The organism is Reichenbachiella faecimaris (assembly GCF_900176375.1).
Classification (GTDB): Bacteria; Bacteroidota; Bacteroidia; order Cytophagales; family Cyclobacteriaceae; genus Reichenbachiella; species Reichenbachiella faecimaris.
Window position 1 is genome coordinate 593,528 of sequence record NZ_FWYF01000001.1, and the last position, 14,132, is coordinate 607,659.

Sequence of the window (14,132 nt, forward strand, 5' to 3'; positions counted from 1 at the left end):
AGCGTATCTGGATGAAAAATATTTTTGCAATAGCATTTTTTTCGATTCTGTTCATTTTGAGCTCCTTTAGCTATACTGGGGTCAAGGATGTGACGGTCAGAAAAATAGTGATTGATGCTGGCCATGGGGGCAAAGACCCGGGCACTTTTGGTTCTTATTCAAAAGAGAAAGACATCGCGCTTAGCATAGCGCTTGAGACAGGTCAGATTATAAAAAAATATATGCCTGATGTAGAGATTATTTATACTCGTCAGGATGATAGCTTTCCTACACTATTTGAACGGTCAGATTTGGCCAACAAAAACGATGCTGATTTGTTCATTTCCATTCATTGCAACAATGCACCTTGGAGCAATGAAGTACATGGCACAGAAACCTACGTGATGGGATTGAAAAATTTCGATAGGAACTTTGAGGTTGCTAAAAGAGAAAATTCCGTGATTCTACTGGAAGAAAACTATGAAGAAACCTATCAGGGTTTTGACCCAAACTCTCCTGAGTCATACATCCTATTTTCACTAACTCAATCCGTCTATCAAGAACAAAGCATCTTACTAGCTACAAATGTAGAGGATCAATTCAAAAACAGAGTAGGACGAAAAAGTCGAGGAGTAAAGCAATCAAGTTTATACCTGCTTTGGAGTTCAGCCATGCCCAGCATTCTGGTAGAAACTGGATTTTTGAGTAATCCTAAGGAGGAAAAAGAATTAAATGATAAATTACAACAAACCTATATTGCATCTGGTATATACCGTGCATTTCGTGATTACAAAACCGAAATAGAATCTAAAAACTAAAACCTAAACGTGAGTAAAGAAGTAAAAGTAGGCTTGTTCGCTATCATCTCTGGTGCCATCCTCTATCTCGGATTCAACTATTTGAAAGGAATAGATTTCTTCTCCCCTACCAATAAGTATTACGTGCTGTACAAAAACATAGATGGGCTTAATGTCTCCAATCCTGTCATTGTGAACGGCTATGCTGTGGGAAGGGTAAGCTCCATTGGGATATTGCAAAAACGAGACAACAAAATCATCGTAGAGCTGGATGTGGATGAAAAGGTAATCCTTGGAGACACTACTGTTGCTCAGCTCACCAACAGTGACTTTCTGGGGAGCAAAGCGATTTTGCTCCAGATTGGAGATTTGTCCAAACCCCTAAAAAGCGGCGACACACTCAAATCAGATATAGACAAAGGAATTGCGGCTTTATTTGAAAGTGCTGAACCCATCACCTCCAACCTGACTGTAACCATAAGAAGGATCAATGAGATTCTTTTGGGTATGGAAGGAGCTGGTGAAGATATCAAACTTGTACTAAACTCTTTGAACACCACACTCAGAGGAGTTAATCAATTCGTCAGACAAAACAATGCCAATCTGAAGCAGACACTTACAGGTGTAAATACATTATTGGCCAATGTAAATGATAAAGTGGATATGCTGGAACCCGTACTGGCCAATGCTGATTCTACTTTAGACATGGTACAAGGATTACCTCTGGATAGTGCTATCAATGCGTTGAATGGTACATTGGCCCAGCTCACCTTGATGATGGAAGACATTAACTCTGGTAAAGGTACTGTTGGTAAAATATTGAAAGAAGACAGTCTGTATAACAACCTAAACAAGACGATCGAGGACTTGGATCAATTGATTATTCATTTTGACAATAACCCAAAACACTTTCTGGGCCCCTTGGGCAAGTCTCAAAAAAAGATAGAGAAAGAGAGGGCCAAAGCAGCTCAACAATAGCATTGAGTATTAGGACTTTAGTTCCCTATTGGGGTTTCCTATTTCTGATAACGACACTTAGTAAATAAGTCACTGCAAATCCGGAAATTCCTACTAAAGCTGAAAGTAGCACAGCCCCTATAGCATATTGCATCACATGGCTATGGATGGTGGACAAATCCAATGACTCCCAGCTGGCAAAGTGAACTGGCTCTTTGAAGAAAAAACTGCCCATCTGAAAACTGAAATAGAGAATCAGAGGCAAAAAAGGTGGTATGCTTATATTAGAACTAAAGAGCACCAGGAGCCTATTGAGCCTTAGAATACTTGCTATAGCAAACGCCACCAGCATCTGAAACCCCCAGATAGGAAAAACCCCAAAGAACAAGCCAAGGCCAACAGCTCCTGCCAATTTAACTGGCCTTTCGCTACCAGCTTCAAACTCATTTTTCACCTGCTTCCACAGATTGGACAGGGACAAATTCATAAACCACAGCCTTGGCAAATAGAAAAGTAATGCTGCCGTAAAAAGAAAGGTGTTGAGCACACTGATTCGTGCAAAATCTTTTAATGGTCTAAAATGACTTACTCTGTCTTGTTGATAAGCTACTGCTATTGGCTGTTCTACGAATTTCACATTGCGCCAAGCCAGTCTAACAATTACCTCTATTTCGAACTCGAAACGATGGGTAAACCATTTCATTCCAAGCATGGATTTTAATGGATAAGCGCGAAAACCAGTCTGGGTATCTGCCAGACGAATTCCCGTTTCTGCCCAAAACCAAAAATTAGAAAAACGATTCCCAAAACTACTCTTCTTAGGAATTCCTTCACCTTCCATAGCCCGGGATCCCATCACAACTTTCCCCCTGTTTTCGGCAATCTTTCCTAAAACTGCTGGCAAATCACCTGGATTGTGCTGTCCATCTGAGTCAATGGTGATGGCGTACTCAAACCCTCTTCTAGTTGCCAGCTCGAATGCATTTCTAAGCGCCATTCCTTTCCCTTGATTGACTAGGTGAATGATGACGTCTAAATTGGCATATTGCCCAAGAATCTCTGCTGTATGATCTGTAGAACCATCATTTACTACAATGACCTCTGAGGTGTGGCTCAATAAGCTATCCAATACAGTTTTCAAAGTGGATGCATTGTTATAGGTAGGAACTACCACGCAATAATTCACTTCACTGCTGTCCATTGCTTTAGTCTTCAATGAAAGTGGCCATTTCTTTGAAATACACTCCCTCTTCAGTATTCAACTCGCCTTGGGCAACTATTTTTTTATCAATGCTTTTGAAGGAAAGTGATAAATTCAACCGAGTGGTTTGACTGGGCTCAACCATTTTTAAAAATTTAAGACTTTTGGAACTCTTCATTCTCAATTTTTTACCAGTAGCCAGTTCCGTAGCGCGTCTAAATATTTCAACCATCGCTACGCCAGGCAAAATAGCCCTTTCAGGAAAATGTCCTTTAAATATGGCATGCTCTCGATTTATAATTACTTCAAAAGTATATCCAGACGCATTGCTGTTTGTCTCCTGTAGCTGCACCAATTGTTCGAAATTTTCTGTGGTCATGGTTTATTGAAAATTAGAATCGTCTACTAAAGTATTGATTTGATGGTTAAAAAACCGAATGGTTCGGGTATCCCCGCCAGGTTCTAAGAAAACAATTTGCTGAAGCAATATTTTTTCTTGGTCAAAAGTAAGGTTAATCTTTTCGAATCTTCTTGAGAGCGCCTTTTTCAGCGGAATCATGGCCACTTGCCAAGTTGCATTTTCCTTTCTGAAGCTGCTCTCAAAATGATCGGAATTAAAAATAGAGCCATCCATGGTACCTAGTATGAATCGCTTGAAACCTACCACCTGTATCCCACCAGCCGCTAATTCTTTCTTTTTATCACCTTCTATTTTGTAAGACTCATCTCCATTAATAACCAGTGTATAAACTGAGGGATCTAGTTGCTCCCATTTCAATTTACCTGGATTTAGATAATAGAAATTTCCTGTAGACTTTTGTTCGCTAGCTAAAACAGAAAGTGACAGCGTCTGCTCAAATTGACTTGCAATAGACTCAATTTCAGTTTTGGTATTTTTTATTTGGTTGATAAATTCTGTTTGCGAAATATCTTGACCATAAGATTCTCCAATACACAAACTGGCTAACCACAACACGACTAGTTTATAAATCACTTTCATAAATTTTGATTATCATTTTCCCTCAATACATCAAATTCCAGACCTTGTGCTTTCACATGGGCAATGATACCAGGCAGGGCTTCAACTGTCTGAGCCAGCCGATCATGCATCAGCACCACACTACCAGAAGCAATTCTGCTGCACATTCTATTTTCCAATATGTTGGCATCATTCATAGCTGTATCAAAAGAGCGTACATTCCAGCCTATCATCTTTAACCCATTTTGCCTGACACAAGCTGAAACATTTGGATTGGTCACGCCAAAAGGAGGTCTAAACCAGTGAACAGGTTTTCCTGCAATTTCAGCCAATACTTTTTGTGCTGACATGATCTCATCGTTCACTTTTTGCTTTCCCATTAGGCCAAACCATTTCAGATGTTGATACGAATGTCCACCAATCTGATGGCCTTCATCAATCATACGTTTGACAATTTCAGGATATTGTTCTGCCTTATTCCCAATTAAGAAGAAGAAAGCAGATACTTCGTTTTCTTTAAGAATATCTAAAATTTGAGGTGTATGCTCAGTATCAGGCCCATCATCAAAAGTAAGCATCACCTTCTCCCCGGGCATTTCACAAATGGCATCCAAGAAAAAACCTGTCCTGATATTCATTGAGAAATAGAACATCAAACTTGCATAAAAAATCACTACTACTCCAATGATCCACCATGACACAAAGGCCAAATAGACCAACACCACGCTCCCCAGAAGAATCGCAAAAAAGAACAGTCGTGTGATTTGATACTTAGTCATGCTGAAGTAGGGTTATGCCCGTTTTAGATTCCTCTACTCTATTGATGACCAGCGCCCATTTCTTATCATTATGACGCAAATAGTCCTGCGCCAAATGCATACCAAAAGCTGAACTACTCAGATAACGCCCACAAAATTTTGTGTACTCAAAAGTAGGACAAGGCAAATCCACACCTAACGTATGAGTCCAATTGTGACCTACAAAAACTTGATCTATAGCAGTCCAAGTCATTTTTTTTCTTTCGAGCATCTCATTCAGAGGTTCCTGCCAATCTCCAGTACAAACCATTACATCCTCCACTTTAACAGCACCAGGAACTGAGTTCAATACAAAAAATGAAGCTCCTTCAGTAATTGAATTAAGAAAGCCCAAATCAAACTTTCCAACCCATTCATCCAGCAAATCTATCTTTTCATCTACTGCTCCCACCAGTACATTTTTTTGCCCTTCTTCCAGACACAAAAGCGCATCCTTCATAGCATATTCGAAAGACAATCCACCTTGCGCATAGGTCATATTATAGGCGTGATTTTTTTTCATTAAGGCGATTTGGCCAGATATGGCATTGTGACCCGATTGAATGAATGCTGTGGGTGAAAGCATTTGATCTGGCTTTGCATTGGCTATGTGCCCAAGAAACTTTTCTGTATCACTGAGGCAACCTAATCCTGTACCTACTATAATGGCGTCAAATTCAGTTTGATACTGAGTCAAACAATCTTCCATACACGCCAAAGCCATTTTATTAATTTTTGGTGTTCGACGCAGTAAACCAGTAGGGATGTAGTCTTTGTAAATGGGTTGAATCAATTCGTTTGATCCTTTATGTTTTTTTAAAAAACCTTCGGCAAAGTCCTTTTTTCCAAAAGTATCTAGAGTAGTGATAGAACTGGCTGCTTGGATATACATGGAGATCAGGCTTTAGAAAAAATAAGTGATGTGCTATTACCCCCAAACCCAAAAGAATTGGACATGACATGATTGATAGACTTTTTGATCAATTTTTGAATGGGTCTATTCTTAGCATTTTCCATTGGTGTTGTACAATTTTCATTGGCCCAAGCCAATTGCTGTTGCAGACTCATAATGGAATATATAGCTTCTATACCTCCTGACGCACCCAGTGTATGTCCTGTCAGACTTTTCAGGGAACTGAAATCTATCTGGTCGAACACTGCATCAATGGCCGCAGATTCAGATTGATCATTATTGTTGGTAGCAGTGCCATGAGCATTTAGGTAGTCTATCTCTTCTGCTGCTAATTGCGCACAAGTCAATGCTTTTTGCATCGCCAGATTAGCGCCAATACCCTCGGCTGAAGTTCCAGTTTGGTGGTAAGCATCATTGGCATTGGCCCAACCTGTCAATTCGGCCACAGCCTTTTTGCCAGACTGCTTTTGCGCTGTTTCACTTTCCAACAATAAATAGCCAGCACCTTCGCCCAAATTCAAACCCTGACGGTTTTGATCAAATGGCTTGCACCTGTCAGGATCATAAATCATCAAAGACTTAAACCCATTGATCGTAAACAAGGTCAAGGCATCACAGCCTCCCACCAGCACACGATCCAACGTCCCAGCTTTGATCAACCGAGCACCTAACATGATGCTACTGGCTGCAGATGAGCAAGCTGTCGAAATGGTATTGACATAATCAAATGTCCCCAATTCCTTGGCAATCAAGTTTGTTACTGAACCCAAGTCATGCGTGGCAATAGCTTTCCAGCCATCCGTCTTTTGCTCTTCAATACCTTTGGAAAAATACTGCTCTGATAGGTCCATTCCTCCAGTAGTTGTGCCGTTTATGAAGCCTGTTTTGAGCAACACCCTTTCACTACCAGCATACGCTTGCTTAGCAGCAGCCAGCCCTAGCATGGCCGTTCTTGGCCATTGACCTGACAATTTCAATTGATGTCTTAATTCTTCAGTGGATTGCTCGACCCGTCCAAGGCAAATCCCTTTGATTTGATCAAAATCACAGGAAGCAATGCCCGTCTTGCTACTTTGTAGAGAGGCCAAGTTTTCTTCTAGACCAAAACCAGCAGCCGAAACCACTCCCATTCCTGTGACAAATATTTTCATTAAGACTGGTGCTTGGCTATATAACTCGCCAAAGTATCTACTGACTGAAATATCTCCTTCCCTTCTTCTGGGTTAGCTACATTGATACCATAATGCGTATCAAGCAAAACGATAATCTCCAAGGCGTCTATTGAATCTAACCCCAAACCCGCTCCAAAAAGAGCGGCATCATCTGCAATATCTTCAGGTGTCAATTCTTCCAGATTGAGCTGTTCGATCAGCTTCACCTTTAGTTCTTCTTTTAATGTCATATCTAAATTTTCAATTTCCTCCTTGGATCATATACAAGCGCAATTCAAAGTGCTGACCCAACACTTCTGCCCATCCGCCAATGACTACTTTGGCCTTTTTAGATTGCAATAGTGTTTCACTCGACTCTATCCATTCTTTCAGATTAAATTGTTCTTTCAAAAAAAACAAATTTTCTCCATACCAGCGATTGCGAATGGCAATTTCGCCCAACAATATATTTGGTAAGGTATAGACGAAGGCGGCTGGACTCGCTTTTTGATGGTCTATATTGGCTTGATGCTTTTGATCTGTATCCAAACTGGAATAGCTATTCTGAAATACCAGTGCGATATCATCATCTTCATATCTATCAAGATTCACCTCCTTTTTCAAAAATTCTGTGCCTAAAAATGCGAGCTTGCACAAATGATCCATCTTGTGAAACTTCGCATAATCCACCTCAAGGTATTGATACAATGCTGTCAGCCATTGATGTAAGTCAGTCACTGCAGGACAATCATCACTCGTCTTCCCATTGAGGCTGACGCCTTCCATGTCAATGACTAATTGATATGTGATTTCCGAATTCATTTCAATTTTTTGATGATGACGGCTGCGTTGCAACCACCAAACCCAGAGGCTGTTTTCAGCACTGTATTGATATCCTTACGCTGATTTTCTTCAATCATATTCAACTGCTGGCTTGTACCTTCTTTTTCAAATCCTAAACTTTTGATTAGCAAGCCATGCTCAATACACTTCATACTCAGAATGAGCTCTAAAACTCCTGCTGCCCCCAAGGTATGACCAAAATATCCCTTGAAGCTATTGATAGGTGCTTTCAAAACTGCTCGATCAAAGGCAATAGATTCCATGTCGTCATTGTATCTAGTTGCCGTACCATGTGCGCTAATAAAATCAACTTCGTTAGCCTGTGTGCCAATAAGTTTGAGTGTCCTTGAAATAGCCCGGAACAATCCCTCACCATCGCGCGAGGGGCCTGAGATATGGTTGGCATCATTAGCAGACGCACCTCCACAAAATATGTGTGGACTACTTTTGAAGTCCTTTTGATCTTTGGACAAGGCCACAGAAGCCACACATTCCCCTAATGAAAGTCCTTTGCGTGACGCATCAAAAGGTTTACATGGCTCGTCACTCAATGCAAAAAAAGATTCAAAACCTCGATAAGTGAAGTTGGTTAATAAATCCGCACCCACTACGATCACACGGTCATACTTTCCATAAGCAATGAGGTCGTGCGCATATATGCAAGCCAAGACACCAGAGACACAAGCGTTGCTGACAATTTTCTGATCTGCCTTCCAAGCCAAATGTCCCATGACTCTTCTTAGTAAAAAACCAGGTTTGGCTTTTTCTACATTGCCTGATTCCAAATGTTCAATATCTCCTTTAGTGGTACTGAGTACAACTAAATTTCGACCTTCATTTACGTCAAAATTGGATTCGGATGATGTCCTTTTTAAGCATTCAACTAATAGTGATTCTAGCTTAGTCAGCCCATCCAGCTGACTGAATGATGTAATTTCTCCAATGGGAGTTGAGAAATTGGAGGATTTCTTTAATGCGGATTTTCCCTCCAATACATTTTCAAAATTGGCCTGAGCCGTGTTGCCCAAAGGTGAAATGATATTTTCTGCACCAATATAGATCAAAGCGTCTTCCAGGGGAGTTTAGATTTCCAATCCATATAAAACTCAGGATAGGTCAATTCCAATGACCTCGATTTGTCATCCAAAAAGACCTGCTCAGTACGTCCCTTACAGCTAATTTGATTGGTTGAATTATTCCAAATTTCATATTCATGAATGATCTTGGCGGCCTTTGAGTCAATCAATCTACAGATAACTTTCACTTCCTGCCCAAACGTAATCGGAGATAAATACTTCACATCTACATGGACAATAGGCGCTACATAGCCTGCCTCGGCAATATTGAGATATGACAGCCCAAACTGATCACCTAATCTTTCCCTTCCATCTTCAAAATACTTGAGATAATTGCCATGCCATACCACACCCATGGCGTCTGACTCGGAGAATCGAACCCTCACTAACGTACTGTCTTCTATATATTTTGTCATTGGGCAGTGTCTAATATGATTTTCATTTCACACTGTGCCAGTACCTTCCCTTTGTACAAGCAAGTACCATTCACAATGGTCACATTGAGCACTTCCCTGGTCACCTCCACTTGTGTGATGATCGTCTGACCCACAGTTGCATATTCAGCTATCTCCACCTTGCTTATCGCTCCAATAAAACCGAGCGGAACTGGCACATTTTTCTCCAGGCACTCAAAGCCTACTTTGGCCGCAGCAGTTTGTGCGATATTCTCTAGCATGCCTGACTCAGACAATCTCTGACCAGAAAGGAACTGATTATCAGCTTTTACCTCAAATGAAGTCTCAATATTTTTTCCCTCACAGCTTTTGATCTGATCAATCATCACCATAGGCGGGCGCTGAGGAATGTAGTCAGTTATTGGTCTCTTATTCATGACTGGAATCTGCTTTTTGAAAAAAATCGTGGTAGTTAAACCACTGTTCTGGATTTTGTCTCACCTTTTCTTCTAGCACACTGGCAAAAGAAGCCGCTAGTTGAGGCACTGATAGATTTGGCAAGGTCGGCACTGTAGAGGTAAAATGATAATGTCTGGCTGATGTTTTGACGGTAAACACAAAAGCATAGGGTACATTAAGTTTAGAAATCAATTTGAATGGCCCTAGAGGAAAACGAGCCCTACTTCCTAAAAAATCAAGTTCAATGGTTTGATCAGCATCTACAAATCGATCGCCATGTATGCAGATGAGTTCTCCATTTTTAGTGGCTTGATGGATTTTAAATAGATGTGACATATCTTCCTTTTGTGCAATCACATGAAATCTATCTCCACCCAACTGATCCAGATAAGCCTTTATTTGCTTGTGCTCATTGTCATGCATCACCACATTCACTCGCGTGTTGCTATCCTTTAGGATTTGTCCAGCAATATCCCAATTTCCAAAATGTGCAGAAACTAATACGCCTCCAGTTTTATCTTTAGCCAGTGATTTAAGTCGCTGTTCCCCTTCATTTGAAAATGTAAATTCATGTTGAAGTCCCATAGAAAAGGCAATCTTGTCCAAGATACTTTGGGCCAGAAGATAGAAGTTTTTTTTAACCAATGAATTGGCCTTGGCTAAATCAAATCCCATATATCGCATGTAGAACTCGCGAAGAGTGGCTTTGTTTTTAGTAGCAAAAAAGAAATAATAAAAGGAAACTATTCTTAGAAAAAAGTAGGAAACGGTTAGGCCTAGGTTGTTGACCATCAAAACAAAGATTCGATAGCCAAGCAGCGTACCTTTTGTCTTTCCGTCCCAGGTTGCCATTAAACGGCGACTGCCTTGTTACAAATCAGATTATAAAAATCGTCTAAAGTGGTAATACCAACAAAATCCTCTCCTGTTACCTTAAATCCAAAGTTGTCCTCGATTACCACCACCAAATCTACATAGTCCAAACTATCTAAATCCAAAGCTTCCTTGAGCACGGCTTCAGGCTTCAAAACCACAGGGTCAATTTCGAACTCCTCCACAAGGAAACCATTGACTTTCTCTACTACCTCCTCCTTATTCATATTTTTTTAATATTATTGATGAATTGGTACCCCCGAATCCGAATGAATTGGACAAAATAGCATTCAAACTTGATTCGGTTGATTCTGCAATGATATTAAGATTTTCGGAAAACTGATCGGGATTTTCAAAATTGATATTGGGAGCAATAAAGTCGTTTTGCATCATCAAAATACTATAGACCAATTCACTTGCGCCAGCCATCCAACATTCATGGCCCGTCATGGATTTGGTAGAGCTTACAGGTGTCTTATTTCCAAATATTTCATAAATGGCCTTTGCTTCAAACTCATCTCCTTTTGGTGTTGAAGTGGCATGTGCATTGACATAGTCAATGTCTGCCGCCCTCATACCTGCCATATCCAAGGCACGATCTATTGAAACAATCTGACTTTCTGTACTTGGATTGGATATATGATTGCCGTTGGATGAAAAGCCATAGCCCACTACTTCTGCCAGAATCGTAGCTCCCCTTCGCTCTGCTGATTCCAACGTTTCTAAAATCAAAGTAGCGCCACCACCACTGGCAATCAGACCATCTCGATCCCGATCGAATGGTCTGGAAGACTGATGAGGTGCATCTTCTCTCATGGAAAAAACACCCAGGCCATCAAAACTTCCAAAGGCATAAGGGTTGACTTCTTGCGCGCCTCCACAGATGATCATCTCTTCTAATCCTGACTTGATCAAATGATAACCCATGCCTACAGCATGTGACCCTGAGGCACAGGCTGCGCTAATTGTATAGTTGATCCCTGTAAGCTTCAATATAGTCGCCAGATTCATAGTGACTGTACTATTCATAGACTGAAAAATAGAACCTGACCCCACCATCATGGTGTCCTTTTTGGCACGGATGATATCTACAGCTTCCGTCACAGCTCTGGCAGAGGAATCATTTCCATAGATAATGCCTGCACGATTAACCATAAAGTACTCGATACTTAGGCCTGCCATATCCATTGCCTCCAAGGTAGCTACATAAGCATATTTAGCTTCTTCAGACATGCCTACTCGATCACGTCTTTTTACTAAAGCCTTCAGATCAGGCTCAGCCAATATTCCAGTTAAGCACGAGCGATAACCAAACGCTTTTCGACTAGGTTCTAAGCCAATGCCACTCCTGCCGAGCTTAAGAGATTCAGTAATTTCAGACACATTGGATCCAATGCATGAATACCCCCCAACTCCTGTAATTACGACTCTCATATCTGTATTTTAAGAATATAGTCCACCATTGATATTGATCACCTCACCAGTGATGTATGCTGCTTTTTTTGATGCTAAGAAGCTCACCAAATCAGCAACTTCCTCTGGTTCTCCAAACCGATTCATAGGTACATAAGATTTCAACTGATTTTCATCCAAATCCTTTGTCATATCTGAAGTGATAAACCCAGGAGCTACTGCATTCACTGTGATCTTTCTTTTAGCCACTTCTTGTGACAAGGCCTTGGTGGCTGCTATCATTCCGCCCTTGGCGGCCGAATAATTCACCTGCCCAGGCACTCCTTTCAAACCAGAGAGAGACGCCATATTGATGATGCGTCCATAACGTTTTCTGACCATGTGTTGTAGTACATGTCGGGTCACATTATACATGCCTTTGAGGCTGATGTTGACCACCTGATCAAATTGCTCTTCTTCCATAAAGACCATCAAGTTGTCTTTTGTGATTCCAGCATTATTTACGAGTACTTCCAGTTGATAGTCAGCATTTTTAGAAAACCATTCTTCCAAATTTTGTTTGGTTGTGTCATGGTCGGCTACATCAAAGGGCATGAGCTCTGCACTGCCTCCTGCATCAACTATAGCTTTTAATGTTTCTTCAGCAGCTGCCTGATTAGAGGCATAGTTGATTAATACGTGAAGTCCCAAATCTTTCGCTAAGTTAATAGCTACTGCTCGACCCAATCCTCTAGACGCTCCCGTCACTAAAGCACACTTTTTCAAAACAATTTCTTTTCTGTATTAATCAATTTATTCTTTAACTGACCCAGTTGTTCGGACAATGAAACGTCTTCGTTCAGCATGGGTACTTCCTCTCTCACAAAGTTATAAAATGCGCGAGTAGCAGAAGACATGGTCTCTAGTTTTTCACCCATATCAAGTGCCTGAGCCACAGCTATCATCTGCACTGCCAATACCTCAAACCCATTGTCAATTACTCTTTTGGTCATTAAGGCAGCATTGGTTCCCATGCTGACGATATCCTGATTATCCCCATTGTTGGGAATCGAATGAACAGACATAGGATTAGAAAGGGTTTGGTTTTCTGCAGTGGTAGACACAGCCGTAAACTGCATACCCTGAAGTCCAAAATTGAAACCTAGTTTTTGATTGTTTAGAAATGGCGGAAAAATCTGATTCAGTCTTGAATTCATTAAAAAATTAAGCTGTCTCTCCAGTAGCATGCTCAATTTGGTAACACCTATTTTTAATTTATCCATTTCATAAGAGACATAGTCTCCATGGAAGTTTCCTCCATGGTAAACATTATGAGTATCCGTACAAATAATTGGATTGTCATTGGCAGAGTTGATTTCATTTTCAACAACCGTTCGGGCATTTTTCCAACCATCCAAAATGGGCCCTATCACCTGGGGTACGCATCGTAGGGAATAATACTCTTGCACCTTTTCGGAGAAATATTCCTGGCCTTCAATGTGGTCTCCATTGAACAGATGTTCGTTTCTTTTCTTCAGCACGGATCCGTCAGAAAGCAAATCACGCATAAGTGCGGCTACCTCTTGCTGTCCAGGATGCATTTTCGCCTCATTGAGTTCTACAGAAAATGAATCATCATACGAAGCCGTCAACTCGTTCATGATGGAGGACACATGAATTCCCCAACTGATCAGCCTTCGTGAGAGCACCAGATTGATGGAAGCTATTCCGCTCATAAATGAGGTACCATTAATGGCGCCCAAGCCATCTCTTAATTTCAGAGGTGATGGTTTGATCCCTACAGTTTTTAATACCTCAGCCGTCTCTTCTATTTCTCCTTTATAATGAACTTTTCCGTAGCCAATTATGGTTTGCGCCAGATGTGCGAGTTGCACCAAATCGCCACTAGCACCTACGCCACCATGCTCAGGTACACAAGGTATGATGTCATGTGAGATAAACTTAGCCAAAGTCTCAATAAACTCTGGACTGATGCCAGAATAGCCCAACGCTAGAGTATTGAGTCGACAAATCATGGCCATTCTTACATAATCAGGGTCTACAAAACTTCCCGTCCCATTACTATGGCTGTGAATCAGATTGTATTGGAGTTGCTCCATCTCTTCATCACTTATTCGATATTGAGCCATAGGGCCAAACCCCGTATTGATACCATAGATTACTTTACCTTTTGAAAACTCAATTAAAAAATCAAAAGATTTGGCCACACGTTCCTTTTGATCCTGAGTCAGAATATATTCAGATTTTCGAGAAAATATATCTTCGATTTGAAGTAGAGAAAGCCTATCCAATGTGTTGG

At 40.9% G+C, this 14,132-nt stretch carries 18 protein-coding genes; 2 read left to right on the forward strand and 16 right to left on the reverse strand.

Annotated features, from left to right (window positions below):
* Positions 1 to 11 precede the first annotated feature (11 nt).
* Together B9A58_RS02530 and B9A58_RS02535 are read left to right on the forward strand one after the other, a co-directional pair.
* A complete protein-coding gene (locus B9A58_RS02530) occupies positions 12 to 797 on the forward strand; it encodes an N-acetylmuramoyl-L-alanine amidase family protein (RefSeq protein ID WP_084370850.1) in 786 nt (261 codons plus the stop codon).
* A 9-nt stretch (positions 798 to 806) separates the two neighbouring features.
* Positions 807 to 1,754 carry an MlaD family protein gene (locus B9A58_RS02535; protein WP_084370851.1) on the forward strand — a complete coding sequence of 316 codons (948 nt, stop codon included), beginning with the start codon at positions 807 to 809 and terminating at the stop codon, positions 1,752 to 1,754.
* Positions 1,755 to 1,779: 25 nt separating this feature from the next.
* On the opposite strand, the gene B9A58_RS02540 is transcribed toward B9A58_RS02535, so the two are convergent.
* The 16 genes from B9A58_RS02540 to B9A58_RS02615 are packed head-to-tail and all read right to left on the reverse strand — an operon-like array spanning position 1,780 to position 14,124.
* Entirely contained in the window at positions 1,780 to 2,949 is a 1,170-nt protein-coding gene (locus B9A58_RS02540) for a DUF2062 domain-containing protein (RefSeq protein WP_245826970.1), read from the reverse strand.
* A complete protein-coding gene (locus B9A58_RS02545; RefSeq protein ID WP_084370853.1) occupies positions 2,939 to 3,313 on the reverse strand; it encodes an ApeI family dehydratase in 375 nt (124 codons plus the stop codon). The genes B9A58_RS02540 and B9A58_RS02545 overlap by 11 nt, the downstream gene beginning before the upstream one ends.
* 3 nt (positions 3,314 to 3,316) lie before the next feature.
* Positions 3,317 to 3,934, reverse strand: a complete 618-nt coding sequence (locus B9A58_RS02550) for a flexirubin biosynthesis/transport protein LolA2 (RefSeq protein WP_084370854.1) — start codon at positions 3,932 to 3,934, stop codon at positions 3,317 to 3,319.
* Entirely contained in the window at positions 3,931 to 4,692 is a 762-nt protein-coding gene (locus tag B9A58_RS02555; protein WP_084370855.1) for a polysaccharide deacetylase family protein, read from the reverse strand. Before B9A58_RS02555 ends, B9A58_RS02550 begins: the two co-directional genes overlap by 4 nt.
* Entirely contained in the window at positions 4,685 to 5,602 is a 918-nt protein-coding gene (locus B9A58_RS02560) for a beta-ketoacyl synthase chain length factor (RefSeq protein WP_084370856.1), read from the reverse strand. The genes B9A58_RS02555 and B9A58_RS02560 overlap by 8 nt, the downstream gene beginning before the upstream one ends.
* A gap of 5 nt (positions 5,603 to 5,607) precedes the next feature.
* The gene (locus B9A58_RS02565) at positions 5,608 to 6,774 is read right to left on the reverse strand and encodes a beta-ketoacyl-[acyl-carrier-protein] synthase family protein (RefSeq protein WP_084370857.1); all 1,167 of its coding nucleotides are present in this window, start codon (positions 6,772 to 6,774) and stop codon (positions 5,608 to 5,610) included.
* Entirely contained in the window at positions 6,774 to 7,025 is a 252-nt protein-coding gene (locus tag B9A58_RS02570) for a phosphopantetheine-binding protein (RefSeq protein ID WP_084370858.1), read from the reverse strand. Before B9A58_RS02570 ends, B9A58_RS02565 begins: the two co-directional genes overlap by 1 nt.
* 10 nt (positions 7,026 to 7,035) lie before the next feature.
* Positions 7,036 to 7,596 (reverse strand): hypothetical protein, encoded by a 561-nt coding sequence (locus B9A58_RS02575; protein WP_084370859.1) that lies wholly within the window; start codon positions 7,594 to 7,596, stop codon positions 7,036 to 7,038.
* Positions 7,593 to 8,681 carry a beta-ketoacyl-[acyl-carrier-protein] synthase family protein gene (locus B9A58_RS02580; RefSeq protein WP_084370860.1) on the reverse strand — a complete coding sequence of 363 codons (1,089 nt, stop codon included), beginning with the start codon at positions 8,679 to 8,681 and terminating at the stop codon, positions 7,593 to 7,595. The genes B9A58_RS02575 and B9A58_RS02580 overlap by 4 nt, the downstream gene beginning before the upstream one ends.
* Positions 8,678 to 9,109: an acyl-CoA thioesterase gene (locus tag B9A58_RS02585; RefSeq protein WP_084370861.1), complete on the reverse strand. Its 432-nt coding sequence runs from the start codon at positions 9,107 to 9,109 to the stop codon at positions 8,678 to 8,680. The genes B9A58_RS02580 and B9A58_RS02585 overlap by 4 nt, the downstream gene beginning before the upstream one ends.
* A complete protein-coding gene (locus B9A58_RS02590) occupies positions 9,106 to 9,525 on the reverse strand; it encodes a hotdog family protein (protein WP_084370862.1) in 420 nt (139 codons plus the stop codon). The genes B9A58_RS02585 and B9A58_RS02590 overlap by 4 nt, the downstream gene beginning before the upstream one ends.
* Positions 9,518 to 10,399 carry an LpxL/LpxP family acyltransferase gene (locus B9A58_RS02595; RefSeq protein WP_084370863.1) on the reverse strand — a complete coding sequence of 294 codons (882 nt, stop codon included), beginning with the start codon at positions 10,397 to 10,399 and terminating at the stop codon, positions 9,518 to 9,520. The genes B9A58_RS02590 and B9A58_RS02595 overlap by 8 nt, the downstream gene beginning before the upstream one ends.
* Positions 10,399 to 10,647 carry a phosphopantetheine-binding protein gene (locus B9A58_RS02600; RefSeq protein WP_084370864.1) on the reverse strand — a complete coding sequence of 83 codons (249 nt, stop codon included), beginning with the start codon at positions 10,645 to 10,647 and terminating at the stop codon, positions 10,399 to 10,401. Before B9A58_RS02600 ends, B9A58_RS02595 begins: the two co-directional genes overlap by 1 nt.
* Positions 10,640 to 11,854 (reverse strand): beta-ketoacyl-[acyl-carrier-protein] synthase family protein, encoded by a 1,215-nt coding sequence (locus B9A58_RS02605; protein ID WP_084370865.1) that lies wholly within the window; start codon positions 11,852 to 11,854, stop codon positions 10,640 to 10,642. The genes B9A58_RS02600 and B9A58_RS02605 overlap by 8 nt, the downstream gene beginning before the upstream one ends.
* Positions 11,855 to 11,863: 9 nt before the next feature.
* Positions 11,864 to 12,598, reverse strand: coding sequence for a flexirubin biosynthesis SDR family reductase FlxB (fabG, locus tag B9A58_RS02610; protein ID WP_084370866.1), 735 nt, complete (start codon positions 12,596 to 12,598; stop codon positions 11,864 to 11,866).
* Positions 12,595 to 14,124, reverse strand: coding sequence for a flexirubin biosynthesis tyrosine ammonia-lyase FlxA (locus B9A58_RS02615; protein ID WP_084370867.1), 1,530 nt, complete (start codon positions 14,122 to 14,124; stop codon positions 12,595 to 12,597). The genes fabG and B9A58_RS02615 overlap by 4 nt, the downstream gene beginning before the upstream one ends.
* Positions 14,125 to 14,132 lie beyond the last annotated feature (8 nt).